The organism is Mesorhizobium sp. IMUNJ 23232, assembly GCF_044326205.1.
GTDB lineage: Bacteria > Pseudomonadota > Alphaproteobacteria > Rhizobiales > Rhizobiaceae > Kumtagia.
Genome location: NZ_JBIRCY010000055.1, coordinates 1 through 22,034, shown reverse-complemented (window position 1 = coordinate 22,034; position 22,034 = coordinate 1). Strand labels below are relative to the sequence as shown.

Here is a 22,034-nt window from a genome sequence, read left to right as displayed (position 1 = left end):
CGGCTGCATTGCGCCTTGGTGCTCCTTGATGGATCCCGCCGTGCCGGGTGATACTACCGCCTGGACCGTCGATAGGACTCCGACATGGCCGGCACGTTGCTTGTTTATGACGATGCGTTTCCCCGCGCGCGAGCGCCGCAGGGCCCGATCCGCAACACGCCGAGCGCCGACGAGCTTCGCGCCAACAGCTATCCGGAGCCTTTTCGGCTCCTGCCCATTTGGGAAGCATCCTCCCCAGACACCTATTTCGGTGCAATGGCCGACGCCGCCGAGGCGATGGGGAAGCTCAACCGGCTGATCATCTTTGGTCACGGCCGTGTCGTCAACGCTGCCGAGGGAGCAGGTGTTGTTCAGGTAACAACGGGCATCGTCATCGGCGCGCAGGACATCTCGGCCTCGAATGCTTCGGGACTGAGGGCGCTGCGCGGGAAATTCGCACGACAGGCGCAGGCCGAACTGTGGGTCTGCGATGCAGCCGCGGCAGGGACGTCCGGCGGGCAGTCGGGCCGCGTGCTTTGCCAGGCGATTGCCGACGCGCTGGGTGTCGAGGTTCTCGCCGCGACGATCACCCAGCAATATACAAGCGTCAATCAGACCGAAATTCCGAGCGGCGGCTGGCAGTCGACCGCGCAGTTTCTGCCGTGGGAGGGAACGACCGTCCGCTTCAGCCCGCGCCGGCGCTGACGTTCAGTCGGAACCGCGGCGGACCGGCTGCTTTTTCGGTGCGCGGTCCGTCTACTCCGTCAGCGGCGAAAGCTGGATCTCGACGCGGCGGTTCTGGGCCCTGCCCTCCGCGGTGGCGTTGGAAGCGATCGGCCTTGTCTTGCCGAAGCCGGTGACCGCGAAACGCCGCTGGTCGACGCCCTGAGCGTTCAAATAGTTGGCGACGGCAAGCGCGCGGCGCTGCGACAGGTCGAAATTGTGGCTGTCGCTGCCGGTGGAGTCGGTAAAGCCATAGACGTCCACGATCGTCTGCTTATAGCGCTTCAGCACCAGCGCCACCGAATTCAGCACCGGATAGAAGGCCGGCTTGATCGCATCCTGGTCGACATTGAAGGTGATGTCCGAAGGCATGTTCAAAATGACCTGGTCGCCGACGCGGGTCACGCTGACGCCGGTGCCTTGCAACTGGGCGCGCAATTCGGCCTCGTTCTTGTCCATCGTCGCGCCGATGGCGCCGCCTGCCAGCGCGCCGATGCCCGCGCCGATCAGCACCGCGTTGCGCTGCGCCACCTTGCTGCCGCCAACGGCGAGGCCGGCCAATGCGCCGAGGCCCGCGCCGAGGGCTGCGCCGCCCGCCGTGTTGGAGACTTTCTGCTCACCGGTGTATGGGTCGGTGGTGCAGGCTCCCAGCAAGGCTGCGGCGGCAACCACGGCGACGATCTTATTGCGCATTCTGTAATCCCTCTAAGGCCGCGACCATGGCCGCAACGCGAATCCCTTCTCACGCTTTTACCATGAATTGCGGCAAAATCCGGAATAGGTCCGGGCAGCGGGTATTACCAAAGGTTCTTGCCGTCGATAACGATCACCTCCACAGCATCGAGATCGAAATCGTCGAGGAGACGGCTGTTCACGCTTACGATCGGATTATCAAAATCCGGCGTTCCTGTGCTGAAATCGGGTGTGTCAGTGAAAGTCCCGCAGCCGCAGGTCGCGCAGAAATGATGTTTAACCGTCTTCGATCCCCACTGGTAGGTCGCGACGTTTTCGCGTGGCGTCTTCAGCGTGAATTGCGAAGGTTTATAATAGCCCCATAGCGCGCCGCGCTTGGAGCAGAAGGAACAGGTGCAGCGCGTCACCGTCGCCGGCGCCGCGGTCACTTCGAAGACGGTTGCCTTGCAGTGACAGCTTCCCGTGATCGACATCGGCGCCTCCTTGCGGCCGAAATTGGCCGTGAGGCACAGACTACAGTCTCGTTTCCGCAGCGAAAGCCCGCGCGGAAAAGCTCCTGACAGTTCAGAAGCCTTTCGGCGGGACGAAAAGGCAGATCGTCCGCGAATTGTTGGCTCCCGCCACCGAACACCAATGATATTCGCCGTCGGGAGAATCTTTCAGCCGCGTGTCCTGATAGGAGAGCACTTCTCCCGTCCCCTCGATCACGTAGCCTTCGGGACGCTCGCCGATCGAGGTCTGCGGCACTTCGCGGCAGTCGTAGCCGGAGCAGCAGGAGAACGGATAGCTCCAGCCATTCGGCTTTGCCGCGGTCGGCGTGGCATCATGCGCCACCGCCGGCAGTCCATCCAGCAGGACCCCGGAACAGGAAACAACCCAAACAATGACAAGCGGATTCCAGGCGCGCGGGAGGCCGGCGCGGGCCGATTTGGGGCTGGCTGCGATGGTGGGCATGGCTCATTCCTGTCAAAACGAGGCTCTCAAGCACTAGGCTTGCCCGTTCCCGGAACGTGTCTTCCCTTCGGCCGGACCGTCAGCGTTCACTTATGCCGCGTCCGGCCATGAATGCTTTTTCTCCCCAACCCTTGCACAGGTTGGACGGATTCCTTGGCCGGCGCAAGACTATGTTGCAATGCACAATGACGCAGCCTGATTCGTACCGGCCACTCTGGGATGCAAGTTTGCGCCGTGTCCGTTAACGAATATCTACCAAGACGGTTGCAGCAGGATGGCGCGTGCGTCTCCTCACTGTTTCCAAGCCATGGACCGTTGTTACGCAAAAACCTTGGCCTGGGGCAGCGGATCGACACTCACCCGGAATCGCCGATGCCGCCGAAGGTGAAGGCGCCCCGTGCGGGCCGACAACCGGAGATAAGTGCGGAGCCGCTGCCGGCATGCCGCATCTTCATGGCATTCAACGGGGAAAGCGCAACGTTATGGCGCAAACGTCGGCAATCCTCCCTTGAGAGGCATCCATAGGCTGTCGAGGCGAGATATGGCCGCGCTATACCACCGCCTCCCTGCCGGCAGGTGGCGGTGCGCGCACCTACTCGATATCCGCGACCGGCTGCCCTGCCCCGCCCTCGATGCGGTGCGACAGCGACGCCTCCATGAACTCGTCGAGGTCGCCGTCGAGCACGTCGGACGGGCTCGTGCTCTCGACGCCGGTGCGCAGGTCCTTCACCAACTGATAGGGCTGGAGCACGTAGGAGCGGATCTGGTGGCCCCAGCCGATGTCGGTCTTGGACGCCTCTGTGGCGTTGGCGACCGCCTCGCGCTTCTTCAGCTCCTCCTCGTAGAGGCGCGAACGCAGCATCTCCCAAGCCTTGGCGCGATTCTTGTGCTGCGACCGCTCGGCCTGGCAGGCGACCGCGATGCCGGTTGCCAGATGGGTGATGCGAACGGCCGAGTCGGTGGTGTTGACGTGCTGGCCGCCCGATCCTGACGAGCGGTAGGTGTCGATGCGCACATCGGATTCGTTGACGTCGATCTGGATGGAATCGTCCACCACCGGATAGACCCAGACGCTCGAGAACGAGGTGTGGCGGCGGGCGTTGCTGTCGTAGGGCGAGATGCGCACCAGCCGGTGCACGCCGGACTCGGTCTTGAGCCAGCCATAGGCGTTGTGGCCCTTGATCAGCAGGGTCGCGGACTTGATGCCGGCTTCTTCGCCGTCATGCATTTCCAGCACTTCGACCTTGAATTTCCGGCGCTCGGCCCAGCGGGTGTACATGCGCAACAGCATGTTCGCCCAGTCCTGGCTCTCCGTGCCACCGGCACCGGCGTGGACTTCCAGATAGGTGTCGTTGGCGTCGGCTTCGCCCGAGAGCAAGGTCTCTATCTGCCTGGCCCTGACTTCGCCGGCAAGCGAGCGGATCGCGGCCTCGGCCTCGGAGACGACGCCCTCGTCGCCCTCTTCCTCGCCGAGTTCGATCAGGCCGACATTGTCGTTCAGCGCCTGCGTCAACCGCTTGATGGATGTGATGCCGTCGTCCAGGCTCTGGCGCTCGCGCATCAGTTTTTGCGCTTCCTGCGGATCGTTCCAGAGGGCGCCGTCCTCGGCGCGGACGTTCAAATATTCCAGTCGTTTTATCGCTGGATCCCAGTCAAAGATGCCTCCTCAGCAGGCTTATGGCCTGCTGGATTTCGTCGACGAGTTTTTCTGTCTCTGCACGCATGGCAGTGTTCTTACCCTTCTGATTGCGCGGAAAATGGATCGGCGCGGACCATAGGGATACCCCCTGTCCGTGTAAAGCAATCGAGCGGGAATTTCCCGCGGATCGTTCGACCGAGAGACGGACTCAGTAGAGGCCGCCACCGCCCTGGCTGATCGCCTTGCTGGCCTGCGGCGACAGCCTTTCGGCCGAGATCGACTCACCATCGTTCTGGCCGATCACCCAGTAGCTGTCGGCCGGGCCGGTGCCGGGCTTGAAGGCTTCCATGATGGCGCCACCATCGCCTTCGCGCGCCTGCATGCCGGTCTTGCGGTTGATGGCGATCAGTTTCATGCCTTCCGGAACCTGGAAGTCGACGATCGGCGTGTCCTTCAGGACCTCGGCCATGAATTCCTTGAAGATCGGGGCGGCGAGACCGCCGCCCGTAGCGCCCTTGCCGAGGCCCTGCGGTTTGTCGTAGCCCATATAGAGGCCGACCACGAGGTTCGGCGTGAAGCCGATGAACCAAGCGTCCTTTTCGTCATTGGTGGTGCCGGTCTTGCCGGCGATCGGGCGGCCAAGTTCGGAGATGGTTACCGCCGTGCCGCGCTGCACGACGCCTTCCATCATCGAGGTGATCTGGTAGGCGGTCATCGGATCGAGGATCTGCTCGGAATTGTCGACCAGTTCCGGCTCCGGCTGGTTCTCCCAGTCGGCCGCCACGCAGTTCTCGCAGGCGCGCTCGTCATGCTTGAACACGGTCTTGCCGTAGCGGTCCTGGATGCGGTCGATCAGCGACGGCTTTATTTGGCGGCCGCCATTGGCCATCATCGAATAGGCGGTCACCATGCGCATCACAGTCGTCTCGCCGGAACCCAGTGCCATGGCGATGTGCGGCGGCATCTTGTCGTAGACACCGAAGCGCTCGGCATATTCGGCGACCAGCTTCATGCCCATGTCGTTGGCGAGCCGTACCGTCATAAGATTGCGCGAACGCTCGATACCGGAACGCAGCGTCGCCGGGCCGGCGGTCTTGCCGTCGTAGTTCTTCGGGGTCCAGACCTCAGTACCGATCCTGATAGTGATCGGGCCGTCCATGATGACGGAAGCAGGTGTGTAGCCGTTGTCGAGCGCCGCCGCATAGACGATCGGCTTGAACGACGAACCAGGCTGCCGGTAGGCCTGCGTGGCGCGGTTGAACTCGGATTCGGAATAGGAGAAGCCGCCGACCATAGCGAGCACGCGGCCGGTATGCGGATCCATGGCGAGAAGTCCGCCGGAAACCGCCGGTACCTGGCGCAGCGCATAGCCGTCGCCGTCCGTCTTCTTCTCGACGAAGATCACGTCGCCCGGCTGCAGCACGTCACCGGGCGTATTGGCCCGCACCTTCTTGCCGTCAACGACATGCTGGCGCATGGCGAATGCCATGTCTTCCTTGGCGATAGTGCTCGTCTCACGCTCGTCCACCAGGGCGCCGGAAACCATGCGGCCTGGCTGCAGGCCGATGGTCAGGCTGTCCTTGGACGAGTCGAGCACGACCGCGAGCTTCCATTCTGGCACGTCGTCGAGCTTCTTCACCTCGCCCAGCGCCACGCCCCAGTCGCCGACCATGTCGATATGGGTGAAGGGGCCGCGATAGCCGCGCAGCGTGTCGTATTTCAGCAGGCCGTTCTGCATGGCCCGGCGCGCCACGAGTTGCATCTTCGGGTCGAGCGTGGTGCGGACCGACAGGCCGCCCTCGTAGAGTGCGTTCTCGCCGTAGCGGGCGATGATCTCGCGGCGCACTTCCTCGGTAAAATACTCGCCGGCGAACAGATAGGTCCCATTGCGGCGCGGCTTGACGCCGAGCGGCTCGGCCTTGGCCTTGTCGCCCTCTTCGCGCGACACGTAGCCATTGTCGACCATCTGGTCGATGACCCAGTTGCGGCGCTCGATGGCTCGGTCGGTGTAGCGGAACGGATGGTAATTGGACGGGCCTTTCGGCAGCGCCGCGAGATAGGCCGCCTCGGCGACCGTCAGTTCGTTGACCGATTTGTCGTAGTAGGTCAGCGCGGCACCGGCGATGCCGTAGGAGCCGAGCCCAAAGAAAATCTCGTTCAGGTAGAGTTCGAGGATGCGGTCCTTCGAATAGGCCTGCTCGATACGAAAGGACAGGATGGCTTCCTTGACCTTGCGCGTCAGCGACCGCTCATTGGTCAGGAGGAAGTTCTTGGCGACCTGCTGGGTGATGGTCGAGCCACCCTGCATCGGCCCGCCCTTCGCATAGACCAGCGCGGCACGGATGACGCCCTCGAAATCGACGCCGGGGTGCTTGTAGAAATTCTTGTCTTCCGCCGACAGGAAGGCGGCCTTGACGCGGTCGGGAATGGCCTGGACGGGCAGATAAAGGCGGCGCTGGCGCGCGAACTCACCCATCAGCGAGCCGTCCACTGCGTGGACGCGGGTGGTGACCGGCGGCTCGTAGTTGGCCAGCACCTCGTAGTCGGGCAGGTCCTTGGCAAGGTTGCTGACGTATACCGCGACGGCGCCCGCCACCAGCAGGGCCATCATGGTGCCGATGCCAAAGAAATAGCCGATGAGACGAATCATTTCCGCTCCAGTTCAAGGCTCGGCAGTTCTTGTTGCAACAGGGGCGTCTCGGCAACCTGAACCGGACAATCCGACCTTGATATATAAACCCATGTCGCGCGCATGTGGATAAAATACGGCAGCAATGGCACTTCGGTTTTCGGATCGACGGAAACCCTCTCGCCCGTGGCGCGCTTGCAACGCCTGGTGGCGGGTTTCAGCCGGGTACATTATCCACCTGCCGCCTTCGACGCCGCGAATTCCGATATCGCATTGGCGATGGACGTCACCGCCTTGCCACGCCATTCGACGCTGCGCAACTGTGCCTCGTCCTTCTCGTTGGACAGGTATCCGAGTTCCACCAGCACCGACGGCACATCCGGCGCCTTCAGCACCTTGAAGCCGGCGAAGCGGTGCGGATTGTTGATCAGGCCGACCGAGTTCGACAGTTCGCCGACCAGCGTGCGGGCGAAACGGATCGAGAAGGCGTGTGTCTCGCGGCGGATCAGGTCGACGAGGATGTCGGCGACCTCGTGGTTCTCGTCCTGTATCTCTATGCCGGCAAGCTGGTCCGACAGGTTTTCGCGGTCGGCGAGCGCTTGCGCCTCGGCGTCGGAAGCCTTGTCCGAGACTGTATAGACGGTGGCGCCGCGGATGCCTTTCAGGTTGATCGTGTCGGCATGCACCGAGATGAACAGGTCCGCCTCCTTCTGCCGTGCTATGCGGACGCGATCGTCGAGCCGCAAGAATTCGTCGGTCGAGCGGGTCAGGCTGACACTGAAGCGCCCCTCCGATTGCAGCTTGTTCTTGAGCTCGATCGCGAAAGCCAGCGTGATGTCCTTCTCGACCGTGCCGCTGACGCCCCGCGCGCCTCCGTCGATGCCGCCATGCCCGGGATCGATGACTATAGTGAAGGGTTTTGCCGGCCGGTCTACGGATTCGCCGACCCGGCTGCCCTTCGACGCAGCAACCGTAGCGCCGGTGGTCGTCGCCTGATCGGCAAGGGCCGCCTCGAATTCGCGGTCGCTGGCGGCGGCGATGTCCACGGCCAGGCGGTAGCCCGATCCGTCTTCCTCGGCGATGACCTCGGCCTGCTCGACCTCGAACGGCCCCTTGGTGGCGAAGACGACGCGAGACTTGCCGCCGCCGATCGCGCCGTAGCTGACATTGCGGATCAGTCCGCGCGCCTTTAGTGCCTTCGGCTCGAAGACGAAACGGGTTTCCGGCAGTTCGATCACCAGCCGGTGCGGGCCGCGCAACAGGAACCATCGAAGCTCCGGCTCCACGTCGAAATGCATGACGACGCGCATGTGCGTCGCATCGCCCGCCATCTTGAAATCCCTGGCGTCTAGCTTTGCAGCGGAAGCTACGGAAAGAGTAGAGAGCACGGTCAGCAAGACCGCCGCCAACACGGCGCAACCGCGCACGACCGGCGGGAACATTCCCAAGGCTTTGCCAATGGCTTGGGCTTCTATACGCATTCTAATACCCGTCTTCGTAACTGGATCGATCTCGCTCCGTGTCCTCGGCACGAAACCCGTCGATTAACGATTGGTATCCAGATAAGGTTAACAAGCCTTTTCGGACGGCACGCCGCAACTCGGCACTCATTTTGTCGGCAACCGGAATACGGGGTTGCCTAAAAGACGGTCAAATCATAAAAGCGATGCTGGTACACGGCAATGCTTGGAGTCTGGCGTCGTTTTTGCAAGGCGTGTCAGGCCGGGAGTTTAGGTAAATGCGGCCGGACGCTCCCTCCACGCAAGCGGTACCGTCATAGATTTCGTCCCGGAAGGCGCTCTGAGCGGTTCCCGGAACGTGAGGGAAACGGCGCGGATTCCCCTTCGCGTCGGCTCGATGTGAGCAAATAGCTGGTCCGGGCTTCCCGGGCCGTGGTTCAAGAGGATCCGCTACGCACGCAATGACCATAAGCGCACTTACGGAAAGGTCCGCAGCATACCGCGCCGACAAGGCAGCGGGCGGATTTGTCTTTGCGCGGCGGCGGCGGCAGGCGGACGAAAATATGACCGAAGTGCGGTATCCGCCCGTCCCGAGGCAGCGCCTAGCGCTGTCGCGCGGCGGAGGGCGTGCGCTCGGCAGGAAAAAAAATAATGCCCAACAAGATGCTAATAGACGCCTCCCACCCGGAGGAAACACGGGTTGTCGTCGTACACGGTAGCCGTATCGAAGAATTTGATTTCGAATCACAGGACAAGAAGCAGCTAAAAGGAAACATCTATCTCGCCCGGGTTACCCGGGTCGAACCGTCCCTCCAGGCCGCCTTTGTCGAATATGGCGGGAACCGTCATGGTTTCCTCGCTTTCAGCGAAATCCATCCCGACTACTACCAGATCCCGGTAGCCGACCGGCAGGCGCTGTTGCGCGCCGAGGCCGAGGCGGCGGAAGACGAGGACGAGGAGAGCGAAGGCAAGGAGCGCGATCGTGCCGGCGGCCGCAACCGGCGGCGGCGCGGCCGCAATCGCGGCGGCCGCAACGGCGAGGAAGGCTCGCGCGAGGCGTCGTCCGAGGACAATGCCGGCGGCGATGAAGAGGCCGGTGCTGAGGGCGACGCCCCGGCAGGCGCCGAGGATCTCCCGCCGGAAACCCTTGAGGTTTCGGCGGAAGACGTGACGGTCGAAGCCGGCGAGAGCGTGGACGGCGGTAAAGCAACCGCATCCGACGCCATCGATGAAACGCCTGCCAGCGATGAGCAGCCCGGTGATGGCCAAGCTGGCGACAGCGAGCCCGAGAACGAGGAACTCGGCCGTGGCGGATCCGGCAGCATGGCCGCCGCAATCGAAGGCGATGTGGTTTCCGAGGAGATCGCGAAAAGCCAGGACGACCAGCCGGAGGCTCCGCCGCTGGAAAATCGCGGCATGGTCGAGGAACTGCCCGACTCTGCCAGCGAAGAGCACGAGATCGAATCCGTCGGCGCCGACGACGCGTTCGAGGAAGTGCAGACCCGGCGCAAGCCGATGCGCCGCCAGTACAAGATTCAGGAAGTCATCAAGCGCCGCCAGATCCTGCTCGTCCAGGTCGTCAAGGAAGAGCGCGGCAACAAGGGCGCCGCACTCACCACCTATCTGTCGCTGGCCGGCCGCTATTCGGTGCTGATGCCCAATACCGCGCGCGGCGGTGGCATCTCGCGAAAGATCACCAACGCCCAGGACCGCAAGCGACTGAAGGAAGTCGTGCAGGACCTCGAAGTGCCGCAGGGCATGGGCGTCATCCTGCGCACCGCCGGCGAGAGCCGCACCAAGGCCGAAATCAAGCGAGACTACGAATATCTGATGCGGCTATGGGAGAACGTGCGCACGCTCACGCTGCAGTCGACGGCCCCTGCCCTCGTCTATGAGGAAGGCAGCCTGATCAAGCGTTCGGTGCGCGATCTCTACAACAAGGACATCGACGAAATCACGGTGTCTGGCGAGGACGGCTACCGCGAGGCAAAAGACTTCATGCGCATGCTGATGCCCAGCCATGCCAAGGTCGTCCAGCCCTATCGCGACACTGTTCCGATCTTCGTGCGCACCGGCATCGAGGCGCAGCTTGACCGCATGCTGCAACCGCAGGTGACGCTGAAAAGCGGCGGCTACCTGATCATCAACCAGACCGAGGCGCTGGTCGCCATCGACGTCAACTCCGGACGCTCGACGCGCGAGCACTCGATCGAGGAGACGGCGCTCCATACCAATCTGGAAGCGGCAGAGGAAGTCGCCCGCCAGCTTCGCCTGCGCGACCTTGCCGGCCTGATCGTCATCGACTTCATCGACATGGAGGAGAACCGCAACAACCGCGCGGTCGAAAAACGCCTCAAGGACCATCTGAAGAACGACCGGGCGCGCATCCAGCTCGGCCGTATCTCGCATTTTGGCCTGATGGAGATGAGCCGCCAGCGCATCCGCGCCAGCGTGCTGGAATCGACCATGAAGCCCTGCCCGCATTGCGGCGGCACCGGCCATGTGCGTTCGGATTCGTCAGTAGCGCTGCTGGTGGTTCGTGCCATCGAGGAATTCCTGCTGAAGGATTCGCGCAGCCACATCATCGTCAAGACCCCTGCCTCGACCGCCATGTATGTGCTGAACCACAAGCGCAGCACGCTGACCGAGATGGAGGCCCGTTTCGGCCTGACGATTACGATCGAGGCCGACGAGACCGTCGCGTCGCAGAACTATGCGATCTTCCGCGGCGCCATCGCCGAGAAGCCGCTTACGCCGGTAGCCGCTCCCACTGCTCCCATCATCGAACCGGAGGACGAGGAAGAGCCGGTCATCGAGGAGGACGACGGGCAGGAAGAGACCGTCGCCGAGCAGCCCGAGCGCCGGGAACAGCCGCAGCGGCAAGCCGAGGGTGACGGCGAACGCCGCGGCAAGCGCAAGCGCCGGCGACGCCGTGGCGGCCGTGATCGCGACCGCGATCATCCCGGCCAGCAGCAGATGCCAGGAACAGTTGTCGAGGCGGCCGACCAAGGTTCCGAGACCGAGGCCGAAGACAGCGAAGAGGCGGCGGGCGATGCTGCCGACACGACTGTCGTGGCTGAAGCACCCGATGCTGGCGACGATGCCGACCGCAAGAAGCGCCGGCGCGGCAAGCGCGGCGGGCGTCGCAATCGCGGCGATCAGGACGAGCAGGTGAGCGAGGTTGCCGCTGAGCCGTCCGCGGATGACGCCACGGTCGCCGAGCCTGTAGAGGCCGCGGCTGTAGCCGTGGAGGAAGCGGTCGCCGAAATCGCCGTCGAGGAAACCGCTGAGCCGGTCGAAGCGCCCAAGAAGGCGCGGCGCAGCCGCAAGAAAGCCGATGCGACGGCTGATGACGCTGCCGCAAGCGAGGCTTCCGCCGAAGAAGTCAAGAAGCCGGCGAAGCGCGCCTCGCGCAAAAAGGCAGCCGCACCGGAGGCCGTCGAAGCCGAGTCAGTCGCGTCTCCGGCGGAAGCAGAGGCCGTGGTGGAACCGGCTCCTGCTGAAGCCGAGATCACCGTCAAGCCCGTGGCGGAAGAGCCCATCGCTGCCGAACCGACACCTGCACCAGCGCCAAAACCGGCTCCGGTCGCGGCAGAGCCAGTTCCCGACCGGCCGAAGAAATCCGGCTGGTGGCAGCGGAAGGGTTTCTTCTGAGCGGATCTCGTCGCGAGGCGGGATGCATTGTCAGCGTCCCACCCTCGCCTCAGCGCGAGACTGGCTAGATTCAGTCCTTGCAAATCCCGGCGTGGCCAGATCGGCCTCGCCGGGATTTCGCTTTCAGGGCGAAAAGATCGACCAGCCCATGGTGCGGGCGAGCTTTTCCAGCGCGATCGATCCCAGATGGGAATTGCCGTTGGCGTTGAGCCCCGGCGACCAGACCGACAGCGAGCCGACACCGGGCACGATGCCGAGAATGCCGCCACCGACTCCGCTCTTGCCCGGTATGCCGACGCGGAAGGCGAAGTCGCCCGACCCGTCATAGTGGCCGCAGGTCAGCATCAGCGCATTGATGCGCCGCGCCCGGCCGGGCGAGACGACCGAGTGTCCCGCCACCGGATTGCGCCCGTCAAAGGCAAGGAACCGGCCGACAAGCGCCAGTTGCCTGCAACTCATTGCGATGGCGCAGTGGTGGAAATAGACGCCGAGCGCCAGTTCCGCGGCATGGTCAAGATTGCCGAACGAGCGCATGTAGTTGGCGAGCGCGAAATTGCGGAAGCCGGTGGCGCGCTCGGAGGCGGCCACATCGCGGTCGATATAGATCGTGTCATCGTCGGCCAGGAACTGGATGAACCGCAAGATCTCCCCGATCGCCTCACGCGGTTCATGGCCGGCCAGCAGCACGTCGGAGACGACGATCGCGCCAGCATTGATGAACGGGTTGCGCGGAATACCGCGCTCCTGTTCGAGCTGGACGATGGAGTTGAAGGGGTTGCCCGAGGGCTCGCGGCCGACACGCTTCCACAGCGCGTCGCCCACTTTGCCGAGCGCCAGCGTCAGAGTGAACACTTTCGAGACGCTCTGGATCGAGAACGGTTCGTCCGCGTCGCCGGCGCTGATCACGCGCCCGTCCTCAAGCGCCACTGCTATCCCGAATTTTGCCGGATCGACCTTGCCCAGTTGCGGGATGTAGGTCGCGACCGCACCGCGGTCGGTGCGCACCGCCATTTCGGCGGCGAGGTCGCTGAGTACGGATTCCAGGGCTGGATGCTGCAGTAAGGTTGCTTCCATCAGCGCAGCCACCGCTCGATGCGGTCCAGGGCTTCAGCCATGTCTGCATAGCTTCCGGCATAGGAGAAGCGCATGAAGCGGTTTCCCTGCGTCGTATCGAAGTCGCGGCCGGGCGTCGCCGCGACATGCGCCTCCGCCAGCATTTTTCGCGCGAACGCCATGCTGTCGTTTGTCAGACGCGAGACATCGCAGAAGGCGTAGAAGGCGCCGTCCATGGGCGCCGCGAGCGCAAAACCGAGTTCGGGAAGGCGTCGCATCAGCAGGTCGCGGTTTCTGGCGTAGCGTTCCTTGACGCGATCGAGTTCGGCGCTCGCCCCGAACGCTTCGCAGGCGGCGATCTGCGAAAGCTCTGGCGACGAGATGTACAAGCTCTGCTGGATGCGCTCGACCGGCCGCACCAATTTCTCCGGCAACACCATCCAGCCGATGCGCCAGCCGGTCATGCAGTAATATTTCGAGAATGAGTTGATGATGGTGACGTCGTCATCGAGCGACAGGGCGGTGACGTCCGGTCCGGAATAGTTCAACCGGTGATAGATCTCGTCGGAGATGACCGAGATGCCGAGGCGCTTCGCTTCGGCCAGAAGCGCCACCATCTCGGCGAGTGGCACGACCGCGCCCGTCGGGTTCGCAGGGCTGGCGAACAGCAATCCCCGCAGCGGTTTTCGCGCCTGCGCCGCCGCAAGCTGGCGGGCTGTCAGATACGGAGCCTCCTCCATCTCTACCTCGACCACATCGAGACCGAGCGCAGCCATGATGTTGCGATAGGCGGGATAACCCGGCGAGGCGATGGCAACTGCGTCACCGGCATCGAACATGGCCAGGAAGGCGAGGTTGAAAGCAGCGGAAGAACCAGTGGTTACGGCGATTCGCTCAGGCGGCACATCGACACCGTAGTGGTCGCGATAATGTCCCGCTATGGCCTCGCGCAACGCCGCCGTGCCGAGTGCGTCGGTGTAGCCGATGCGACCGTTGCGCAATGCCAGCGCCGCGGCTTCCCGTACGACGGCTGGGGCCGGGTCGGAAGGCTGGCCCACCGCCATCGAGATGACGGAAACGCCCCTCGCCTTCAGGCGGTTTGCCTCCGCAAGAATGTCCATGGCGTGGAACGGCTCCACCTCGCCGCGCCGGGAAAGCGATACCATTCCGTCCTTGCTCCTTGCCCGCGGCCAGCGCCGCGCCGCGCCGCACAAATGCCCGATTGATGTGGGGATCACAAGTTCAGGAAAACCGGAGCGTCGCCTTTCCATCGCTCCATTGCTCGGCTACCAGTGATTCCGGTCATGAGGATTACCCCGATAGAGACGGTCTTCTCCAGAACGGCGCGTGCGATAGCGGGCGTTTTGATCGCCGGTGCGATGATGATCGTCGCGTCCGCACAGGCCTATGCGCAGGCCAACCTGCCCGTAGTGCGCGATGCCGAGATCGAGGCGCTGGTCCGCGACTACGCGCGGCCGATCTTCAAGGCGGCCGGCCTGTCCAAGTCCGGCATCGACATCATCCTGATCAACGACACCAGCTTCAACGCCTTCGTCGCCGGGCGCCGCATGTTCATCAACACCGGTGCGCTGATGCAGGCCGAGACGCCGAACGAGATCATCGGCGTTATCGCCCACGAGGCCGGCCATCTGGCTGGCGGGCACCAGGAGCGACTACGCGACCAGTTGGCGCGAGCCCAGACCATGGCCATCGTCGCCGGTCTGCTCGGCATCGGCGCCATCGCGGCAGGCGCGGCATCCAATTCCAGCGAACTGGCGCAGGCCGGTGGCGGCATCGCCATGGGCGGCGGGGAATTCGCGCGGCGCGGCCTGCTCGGCTACCAGCGCAGCGAGGAGACCACCGCCGACCGTTCTGCCGTGACCTATCTGGAAGCCACCGGCCAGTCGGCAAAGGGCATGCTGAAGACATTCGGCCGTTTCCAGAACGCGCTTTCGCTCTCCGGCACGCGGGTCGACCCGTATCAGGTCAGCCACCCGATGCCGCGCGATCGCATCGCCAACCTCGAGACGCTGGCCAAAAGCAGCAAATATTACGACGTGACGGATTCGCCGACGCTGCAGCAGCGCCACGACATGATGCGGGCGAAGATCGCGGTGTTCACGCAGGGCCAGTCGGCCGCCGCGCGGCTGTTCCGCAAGGACCCGAAGGGCATCGCCTCGCAATATGGCGACACCATAGCGACCTATCTCTACGGCAACCTCAAATCGGCGCAGAAGAAGGTCGATGCCCTCATAAAACTCCAGCCGAAAAACCCGTATTTCCAGGAGCTTCGCGGCGACATCCTGATGAAGGCCAACAAGCCCAAGGAGGCCGCGGAAGCCTATCGCAACGCGGTGCGGCTCGACCCCGTGAAGTCGGGCATCCTCCGCATCTCGCTCGGCCAGGCGCTGATTGCCTCGGGCGACCCGGCCTCGCTGAAAAAGGCGGTGACCGAAATCAGCGACGCGCTGGAGCGCGACCGCGAGAATTCCGCCGGCTACCGCTATCTGGCACAGGCCTATGGCCAACTCGGTGAAATTCCGCAGGCTGAACTGGCCACGGCGGAAGGCTACTATTATTCAGGCGCGTATCAGGACGCAAAAATCTTCGCGATGCGCGCGCAGGCCAAGATGAAGCGCGGGGAGCCCGGCTGGGTGCGCGCGCAGGACATCATCAACTACAAGATTCCGAAAAAGAAGAGTTAGCCGGCCGCCGCAAGAGTGGCGCCGCCGGCGGGAGATGGATCGATGAACAAGGCAATCCTGTTGGGCACGACCGGCGTCGCGGTGGCGCTCGCGATGCTCGCGGCCGGCTTCATTGCCGGCAAGCAAGGTGTGGTGGCAGACGCCCCGCCGCAGGCGATGATGTCGGAAGCGGTGATGGATCGGCCCGAGGTCGAGCGGATCGTGCGCGAATACCTGATCGCCAATCCGGAAGTGATGCTCGAGGTTCAGGCTGCACTCGACACCAAGCAGAAGGAAGAGCAGCGGGTCGCCAGCCTCCAGGTCATCCAGGACGCAAAGGGCGACATCTTCAATTCCGCACATGACGGGGTCGTCGGCAACCCCAACGGCAAGGTCACGATCGTCGAGTTCTACGACTACAATTGCGGCTTCTGCAAACGCGCCCAGGAAGACATGCTGGCGCTGACGGAGTCCGATCCGGACCTGCGCTTCGTGCTGAAGGAATTCCCGATCCTCGGCCCAGACTCGCAGAAGGCCCATGTCGTGTCACAGGCATTCCTCAAGCTGATGCCGGAGAAATACGGCGAGTTCCACAATGAACTGCTTGGCAGCAAGAGCCGCGCCACCGAGGCCGCCGCGATCAAGATCGCGGTATCGCTCGGCGCCGATGAGGCCAAGCTGCGCGAGGAGATGAAGGACCCCGCCATCTCCGACACTTTCGCCAGGACCTACGATCTAGCCAACAAGCTCGGGATAACCGGCACGCCGTCCTATGTGGTCGGCGACGAGGTCGTCTTCGGCGCGCTGGGCAAGGATGTGCTCACGGAAAAGATCGCCGCCGCAAAGGCTGCGTGCGCCAGCGCCGCGTGCTGACGGCCCTTGCAAAAGATAGACGATCCGAGGCCGACCCAATCTCAAAAATGCCTCTGACGGCGTTGCGTCCAACCTGCCGATTGTGGACAGGCAAACAACGTGTTTGCGCTCTTTCCGGCGCGGGCTATGCCGTCTATAGAAGGCGCCGCGCGGCAAGAGCATTTCGCACGCGACTCAAGGTGTATTGATTGAAGACGGTCTTCGTCCTGAACGGTCCCAACCTCAACGCGCTGGGCAAGCGCGAGCCGGGGATCTATGGCGGCAAGACGCTGGCCGACATCGAGGCGGATTGCCATGCGGCAGCAAAGCCGCTCGGGTTCGCGGTCGATTTCAGGCAGTCCAATCACGAAGGCAATCTCGTCGACTGGCTGCATGAGGCAGCCGACAAGGCCGTTGGCGTCGTGCTCAATGCCGGCGCCTACACGCACACCTCCATTGCCTTGCACGACGCGATCCGCGCCACGACGCCCCTGCCGGTCGTGGAAGTGCATCTTTCGAACATCCATGCCCGCGAAGCGTTTCGCCACAAGTCGATGGTCGCGCCGGTCGCCATAGGGATGATCTGCGGCTTCGGCCCGCTCGGCTATGCGCTGGCGCTGCAAGCCATCGCTGCGCGGCTGTAGAACCGCGCGACAAAAGGAAAAAGGTTTCGATATGTCGACAAAGAAAACGGATGTTGACCAGCAGCTCATCCGCGATCTCGCCGGGATCCTGAACGACACCAATCTGTCCGAAATCGAGGTCGAACTCGGCGACCTGAAGGTGCGCGTCGCCCGTCACGCAGCACCCATCCAGGCCTACGCCCCGGCACTCCCCGCCGCCGCGCCGGTAGTGGTCGCGGCAGCGCCGGTTGCAGCGCCCTCGCCAGCCGACCTCTCGAAGAATGCGGTGACCTCGCCTATGGTCGGCACCGCCTATCTCTCGCCCTCGCCCGACGCGAAGCCGTTCGTCGAACTCGGCCAGACGGTGCGCGAAGGCCAGACCCTGATCATCATCGAAGCCATGAAGACGATGAACCAGATTCCGTCGCCACGCGCCGGCACCGTCACGGCGATCCTCATCGAGGATGCCCAGCCCGTGGAATACGGCATGCCGCTCGTCGTGATCGAATAGGTCTGGGCAGCGATGTTCCAGAAGATCCTCATCGCCAATCGCGGCGAGATCGCGCTCCGGGTGCTCCGCGCGGCCAAGGAACTCGGCATCAAGACCGTCGTGGTGCATTCGACAGCAGACGCCGACGCCATGCATGTGCGCCTTGCCGACGAGAGCGTCTGCATCGGCCCGCCGCCGTCGCGCGACAGCTACCTGAACATCCACCAGATCGTCGCCGCCTGCGAGATCACCGGCGCCGACGCCGTGCATCCGGGCTACGGCTTCCTGTCGGAGAATGCAAAATTCGCCGACATTCTCGCCGCCCACCACATAACCTTCATCGGTCCCTCGGCCGAACATATCCGCATCATGGGCGATAAGATCGAGGCCAAGCGTACCGCTAAGCGCCTCGGCATCCCGTGCGTGCCCGGCTCGGACGGGGCGGTCACCGACGAGGCCGAAGCCAAGCGCATCGCCGCCGACATCGGCTATCCCGTGATCATCAAGGCAACCGCCGGCGGCGGCGGACGCGGCATGAAGGTGGCGCGCACGGAAGAAGACCTGATCGAGGCCTTGCAGACCGCCAGCACCGAGGCTGGCGCGGCATTCGGCAATGATTCCGTCTACATCGAGAAGTATCTTGAGAAACCGCGCCACATCGAGTTGCAGGTGTTCGGCGACGGCGCCGGCAAGGGCATCCATCTCGGCGAACGCGACTGCTCGCTGCAGCGCCGCCACCAGAAGGTCTGGGAAGAGGCTTTTTCGCCGGCACTGAACGCCGAGGAGCGCGCCCGTATCGGCGACATTTGCGCCAAGGCGGTGGCTGACCTCGGTTATTCCGGCGCAGGAACGATCGAGTTCCTCTACGAGGACGGCGAGTTCTATTTCATCGAGATGAACACGCGGCTTCAAGTGGAGCATCCGGTGACCGAGGCGATTACCGGCCTCGACCTCGTTCACGAGCAGATCCGCGTCGCTTCCGGCGGCGGCCTGTCGGTGACGCAGGCGGACGTGAAATTCCAGGGCCACGCCATCGAGTGCCGCATCAACGCCGAGGACCCGCGCACCTTCGTCCCCTCGCCCGGCACGATCACGCATTTCCACACGCCCGGCGGCCTCGGCATCCGCGTCGATTCCGGCGTCTATTCCGGCTATCGCATCCCGCCATACTACGACAGCCTGATCGGCAAGTTGATCGTGCACGGACGCAACCGCGTCGAATGCATGATGCGGCTGCGCCGGGCGCTCGACGAGTTTGTGGTCGACGGGATCAAGACGACCCTGCCGCTGTTCCGCGAGCTTGTCGGCAACCGCGACATCGCCAATGGCGACTACGACATCCATTGGCTCGAAAAATACCTCGCGGAAAGCGATTGACGCCGAGAGCGAGCGGCTGATGACACGCCCCTTCGCGCCAGGCCACCGCATACCGACCGACTTGCTGCTGAAAGCCTACGCCACCGGCGTTTTTCCGATGGCCGAAAGCGCCGACGACCCGGAAGTCTTCTGGGTTCGCCCCGAGGCGCGCGGCATCATCCCGCTCAATGCGTTCCATGTCTCGAAAAGCCTGCGCAAGACGGTCAAGCACGGCTTCTTCGACATCCGCATCGACACCGACTTTCCCGCGGTCATCGACGCCTGCGCCGAGGAGCGCGAGAACCGCAATTCGACGTGGATCAACGCGCCAATCCGCGCGGCCTATATCGAACTCCACCGCATCGGCCATGCCCATTCGGTCGAGGCGTGGCGCGAAGACCACTTGGTCGGCGGACTCTATGGGGTGACGCTCGGCCGCGCCTTCTTCGGCGAGAGCATGTTTTCGCGCGAGACGGATGCGTCGAAGGTCTGCTTGGTGCGGCTGGTCGAGCGTCTTCGCGAGCGCAAGTTCACGCTGCTCGATACCCAATTCACCACAGAGCACCTGAAGCGCTTCGGCGCGGTCGACGTGCCGCGCCGCAAATACGAGATGCTGCTCGCCGAAGCGCTGGAATCGACCGCGAAGTTCTATCCGTAGAAAGCCGTCAGTTGGTCTTGCCGGCATCTGGAGCAGGCTTGCCGGCCTCGGGCGCCGGCACGTCGGAACTCTGCTTGCAGCTCTTCAGCCACACATCATAGACAGCGTGTTCGACGGCGTTGAGGCCGGGGCTTTCGGCAAACATCCAGCCGGTGAAGATGCGCCGGATCTTACGGTCAAGCGTGATCTCGTCGACCTCGACGAAGGAGTCGGTCTTCGGCTCCTCCTCCTTGGCCCGCGAATAGCAGACGCGCGGCGTCACCTGCAGCGCGCCGAACTGCACGGTCTCGTTGATGTAGACGTCGAAGGTGATGATGCGTCCTGTGATCTTGTCGACGCCGGTAAATTCGGCAACCGGGTTAGCGATGCGTTCCGCCAGGGCGGGTTGGACTATCGCAAAAAGGGTCACGCCGGCGCCTAGCAATGCCGCCAGCCCTGCGCCGCTCCGTTTCGGGGAAAAGATCATGCGGACGAATCCGGAAAGAGGTTGCCAGACGACCAATCGGCCTTATCAGCCGGTCATGGTCAACATGCGGTTAATTCCGGATTGTGGCGATAACGGACCGCAGCGGCAAACTCAACCGCCCGGCGTCCAGGCATCATAGTCGCCGGTGACCTGCGGCCGGTGCGAGCCATGCGCCAGCGAACCCGGCGGCCGATACGCGGCGGGGCTGCCGGTCAGGTTCGGCTGGTGCGGCTTCTGCCATTCGCGCGGCTTGTAGCTTTCCTGCGACGGCGCAACATCGACGCGATGGTGCATCCAGCCGTGCCAGCCCGGCGGAATGGCTGACGCCTCGGCGAGCCCGTTATAGATCACCCAGCGGCGGGTGCGGCCCTCCGAATCGGTGCCGCCCTCGTAGTAGGTGTTGCCGAACTCGTCCTGCCCGACCTTGCTGCCGTTACGCCAGGTGTGGAAACGCGTGCCGAGCGTCTGGCCGTTCCACCAGGTGAAGAACTGGACAAGGAAGTCTTTCATCGCATCCCTCGGTCCGACCGGCCTCAAAAGCGCGCCGCGGAATTTGGCCCGTTATGGCCTTGCCCGGCGTCTGTTGCAAGTGCGGGCCGATGTCTCACCCAACTTCTCTGGCGCGCTCCTTCATGAAGGGGCCCGCGCCACCGCAGCGTCCTTTTGCACGGAACAAAGCCGGCTGAAGCCGGTTTTGCCCTCAGGCACCCTTCAAGGAGGATCACGACATGAGACTGTTTTCTTCACTCTTACTGGCAGCCTCGCTGTCTTTCGCCGCCGGCACGGCAATGGCTGCATGTCCGGATACCTCGGCATCCGCCGGCACCGACATAAACAAGACTGGAGCAATTTCCAAGGACGGCACCCATGCGCCGCTGGAAACGCCTGACGCCCAGGCCAAGGCTGGCAATCCCACCGCCAAGGACGGCAGTTCGATGCCGCTGGCCAAACAGGAGGGTGGCGGCAACAAGGACCTTGCAACGTCGCAGCAGGACGTCGAAGCGCAGCAGCACGGCGAAAAGACCGCAGCGGCGACGGCTGAAGACGACAAGTGCAAGGAATGAACGAGTTGGTGTCGGTCCGCGACATTGGCGGACCGACGAGCCTCCAGTTTGGCGCTTTGATCGCCGGTTAATCCAGCCGCTTTTCATAGACCAGCGCCGGGATGGCAAAGGCCGAGCCGCCGCAATTGACGACATCGCCCTGCGGCAAAAACCCGTTCTTGCGGTAAAACGCGACCGCCGCGAGGTTCTGCGCTTCCACTTCGAGCCGGATCGTCCGGGCATCCGGAAAACTGTCCTCGATTTCGTCGAGTAGCAGCTTTCCAAGGCCGCCGCGCTGAAACGCCGGCCGCACATAGAGCTGATGCAGGATCACGATCTTCGGATCGCTTGTCGCGGCGGCATAGGCCATGCCGCCGAGGCTTTTGCCGTCGTCGGCGACGATGAACTCGGCATTCGGCCGCACCAACCGCGCCTTCAGCGAGGCGATCGAATGCCAGTCGTCGGTGATCTCCGTCACCTTGTCCGCGCCATAGATCGAATCGTAGGTGGCGTGCCAAGTCTCGACCAGCAATTCGCGCACCGCCCGAAGGTCGCGCTCGCTGGCGGTGCGCAAAAACATCCTATCCCTCGATGCCGAGCTTGGCCTTGACCAGGTCGTTGACCGCCTGCGGGTTGGCCTTGCCGCCTGTCGCCTTCATCACCTGGCCGACGAACCAACCGGCAAGCGTCGGTTTCGCCCTGGCCTGCTCGGCCTTGTCCGGATTGGCGGCGATTACGTCGTCCACCGCCTTCTCGATGGCGCCGGTGTCGGTCACCTGTTTCATGCCGCGGTTCTCGACCAGCGCCTTGGGGTCGCCGCCCTCGCTCCAGATGATCTCGAAAAGGTCTTTCGCGATCTTGCCGGAGATCGTGCCTTCCTTGATCAGGTCGATGACAGCGCCGAGCTGAGCGGGAGAAACGGGAGACTCTTCAAGGGTTTTGCCCGCCTTGTTCAAAGCGCCCAGCAAGTCGTTGATCACCCAGTTGGCGGCCAGCTTGCCGGGGGGGGGGGGGGGGGGGGGGGCGGGGGAGGGGGGGGGGGGGGGGAGGGGGCCCAGGAAAAAAGAGAGCCTCTACC

The 22,034-nt window shown here is 63.6% G+C and carries 20 protein-coding genes and 1 pseudogene; 9 read left to right on the top strand and 12 right to left on the bottom strand.

Going from position 1 to position 22,034, the window contains the following annotated elements; genetic code table 11:
• Window positions 1–84: 84 nt before the first annotated feature.
• Window positions 85–684 (top strand): hypothetical protein, encoded by a 600-nt coding sequence (locus ACH196_RS29345; protein ID WP_396650388.1) that lies wholly within the window; start codon window positions 85–87, stop codon window positions 682–684.
• Between the two features lie 51 nt (window positions 685–735).
• Here ACH196_RS29345 and ACH196_RS29340 read toward each other — a convergent pair whose 3' ends face one another.
• The 6 genes from ACH196_RS29340 to ACH196_RS29315 all read right to left on the bottom strand — a co-directional run bounded on the left by ACH196_RS29340 (window position 736) and on the right by ACH196_RS29315 (window position 8,059).
• On the bottom strand, window positions 736–1,395 hold the full coding sequence (locus tag ACH196_RS29340; RefSeq protein ID WP_396650387.1) for an OmpA family protein: 660 nt from the start codon (window positions 1,393–1,395) through the stop codon (window positions 736–738).
• Between the two features lie 104 nt (window positions 1,396–1,499).
• Entirely contained in the window at window positions 1,500–1,868 is a 369-nt protein-coding gene (locus ACH196_RS29335; protein ID WP_396650386.1) for a GFA family protein, read from the bottom strand.
• A gap of 91 nt (window positions 1,869–1,959) precedes the next feature.
• Window positions 1,960–2,349 carry a hypothetical protein gene (locus ACH196_RS29330; protein WP_396650385.1) on the bottom strand — a complete coding sequence of 130 codons (390 nt, stop codon included), beginning with the start codon at window positions 2,347–2,349 and terminating at the stop codon, window positions 1,960–1,962.
• Window positions 2,350–2,941: 592 nt separating this feature from the next.
• Window positions 2,942–4,073, bottom strand: a protein-coding gene (gene prfB / locus ACH196_RS29325) for a peptide chain release factor 2 (protein ID WP_396650384.1) whose coding sequence is annotated in 2 segments (ribosomal slippage) — window positions 2,942–4,006 and window positions 4,008–4,073 — 1,131 coding nt in all. Because the reading frame shifts where the segments join, the coding sequence is not laid out codon by codon here.
• A gap of 123 nt (window positions 4,074–4,196) precedes the next feature.
• Complete coding sequence (locus tag ACH196_RS29320) at window positions 4,197–6,638, bottom strand: penicillin-binding protein 1A (protein ID WP_396650383.1); 2,442 nt, start codon at window positions 6,636–6,638, stop codon at window positions 4,197–4,199.
• A gap of 209 nt (window positions 6,639–6,847) precedes the next feature.
• Window positions 6,848–8,059 carry an N-acetylmuramoyl-L-alanine amidase gene (locus tag ACH196_RS29315; protein ID WP_396650382.1) on the bottom strand — a complete coding sequence of 404 codons (1,212 nt, stop codon included), beginning with the start codon at window positions 8,057–8,059 and terminating at the stop codon, window positions 6,848–6,850.
• Between the two features lie 669 nt (window positions 8,060–8,728).
• On the opposite strand from ACH196_RS29315, the gene ACH196_RS29310 reads away from it, so the two are divergent.
• Window positions 8,729–11,731 carry an Rne/Rng family ribonuclease gene (locus ACH196_RS29310; RefSeq protein WP_396650381.1) on the top strand — a complete coding sequence of 1,001 codons (3,003 nt, stop codon included), beginning with the start codon at window positions 8,729–8,731 and terminating at the stop codon, window positions 11,729–11,731.
• A gap of 123 nt (window positions 11,732–11,854) precedes the next feature.
• On the opposite strand, the gene ACH196_RS29305 is transcribed toward ACH196_RS29310, so the two are convergent.
• Window positions 11,855–12,805 (bottom strand): glutaminase, encoded by a 951-nt coding sequence (locus ACH196_RS29305; RefSeq protein ID WP_396650380.1) that lies wholly within the window; start codon window positions 12,803–12,805, stop codon window positions 11,855–11,857.
• Window positions 12,805–13,950, bottom strand: a complete 1,146-nt coding sequence (locus ACH196_RS29300; protein WP_396650379.1) for a pyridoxal phosphate-dependent aminotransferase — start codon at window positions 13,948–13,950, stop codon at window positions 12,805–12,807. The genes ACH196_RS29305 and ACH196_RS29300 overlap by 1 nt, the downstream gene beginning before the upstream one ends.
• Before the next feature lie 213 nt (window positions 13,951–14,163).
• Between ACH196_RS29300 and ACH196_RS29295 the strand changes: the two genes are divergently transcribed.
• The 6 genes from ACH196_RS29295 (at window position 14,164) to aat (ending at window position 19,447) form a co-directional block, all read left to right on the top strand.
• Window positions 14,164–15,489 (top strand): M48 family metalloprotease, encoded by a 1,326-nt coding sequence (locus ACH196_RS29295; protein ID WP_396650416.1) that lies wholly within the window; start codon window positions 14,164–14,166, stop codon window positions 15,487–15,489.
• Between the two features lie 42 nt (window positions 15,490–15,531).
• Entirely contained in the window at window positions 15,532–16,341 is an 810-nt protein-coding gene (locus ACH196_RS29290) for a DsbA family protein (RefSeq protein ID WP_396650378.1), read from the top strand.
• 188 nt (window positions 16,342–16,529) lie between these two features.
• Window positions 16,530–16,964 (top strand): type II 3-dehydroquinate dehydratase, encoded by a 435-nt coding sequence (gene aroQ / locus ACH196_RS29285; RefSeq protein ID WP_396650377.1) that lies wholly within the window; start codon window positions 16,530–16,532, stop codon window positions 16,962–16,964.
• Between the two features lie 31 nt (window positions 16,965–16,995).
• Window positions 16,996–17,454 carry an acetyl-CoA carboxylase biotin carboxyl carrier protein gene (gene accB, locus ACH196_RS29280; RefSeq protein ID WP_396650376.1) on the top strand — a complete coding sequence of 153 codons (459 nt, stop codon included), beginning with the start codon at window positions 16,996–16,998 and terminating at the stop codon, window positions 17,452–17,454.
• A 12-nt stretch (window positions 17,455–17,466) separates the two neighbouring features.
• Window positions 17,467–18,810 carry an acetyl-CoA carboxylase biotin carboxylase subunit gene (gene accC / locus ACH196_RS29275; RefSeq protein ID WP_396650375.1) on the top strand — a complete coding sequence of 448 codons (1,344 nt, stop codon included), beginning with the start codon at window positions 17,467–17,469 and terminating at the stop codon, window positions 18,808–18,810.
• Between the two features lie 19 nt (window positions 18,811–18,829).
• Complete coding sequence (gene aat, locus ACH196_RS29270) at window positions 18,830–19,447, top strand: leucyl/phenylalanyl-tRNA--protein transferase (RefSeq protein ID WP_396650374.1); 618 nt, start codon at window positions 18,830–18,832, stop codon at window positions 19,445–19,447.
• 7 nt (window positions 19,448–19,454) lie between these two features.
• On the opposite strand, the gene ACH196_RS29265 is transcribed toward aat, so the two are convergent.
• Together ACH196_RS29265 and ACH196_RS29260 are read right to left on the bottom strand one after the other, a co-directional pair.
• Window positions 19,455–19,913, bottom strand: a complete 459-nt coding sequence (locus ACH196_RS29265; protein WP_396650373.1) for a DUF2155 domain-containing protein — start codon at window positions 19,911–19,913, stop codon at window positions 19,455–19,457.
• A gap of 111 nt (window positions 19,914–20,024) precedes the next feature.
• Entirely contained in the window at window positions 20,025–20,423 is a 399-nt protein-coding gene (locus tag ACH196_RS29260; protein WP_396650372.1) for an NADH:ubiquinone oxidoreductase subunit NDUFA12, read from the bottom strand.
• Between the two features lie 218 nt (window positions 20,424–20,641).
• Between ACH196_RS29260 and ACH196_RS29255 the strand changes: the two genes are divergently transcribed.
• A complete protein-coding gene (locus ACH196_RS29255) occupies window positions 20,642–20,977 on the top strand; it encodes a hypothetical protein (RefSeq protein ID WP_396650371.1) in 336 nt (111 codons plus the stop codon).
• 67 nt (window positions 20,978–21,044) lie between these two features.
• Here ACH196_RS29255 and ACH196_RS29250 read toward each other — a convergent pair whose 3' ends face one another.
• Both ACH196_RS29250 and gatB read right to left on the bottom strand, forming a co-directional pair.
• The gene (locus ACH196_RS29250) at window positions 21,045–21,536 is read right to left on the bottom strand and encodes a GNAT family N-acetyltransferase (protein WP_396650370.1); all 492 of its coding nucleotides are present in this window, start codon (window positions 21,534–21,536) and stop codon (window positions 21,045–21,047) included.
• A gap of 1 nt (window position 21,537) precedes the next feature.
• Window positions 21,538–21,957 (bottom strand): annotated as a pseudogene (gene gatB / locus ACH196_RS29245) (Asp-tRNA(Asn)/Glu-tRNA(Gln) amidotransferase GatCAB subunit B); the annotation flags it as partial.
• Window positions 21,958–22,034 lie beyond the last annotated feature (77 nt).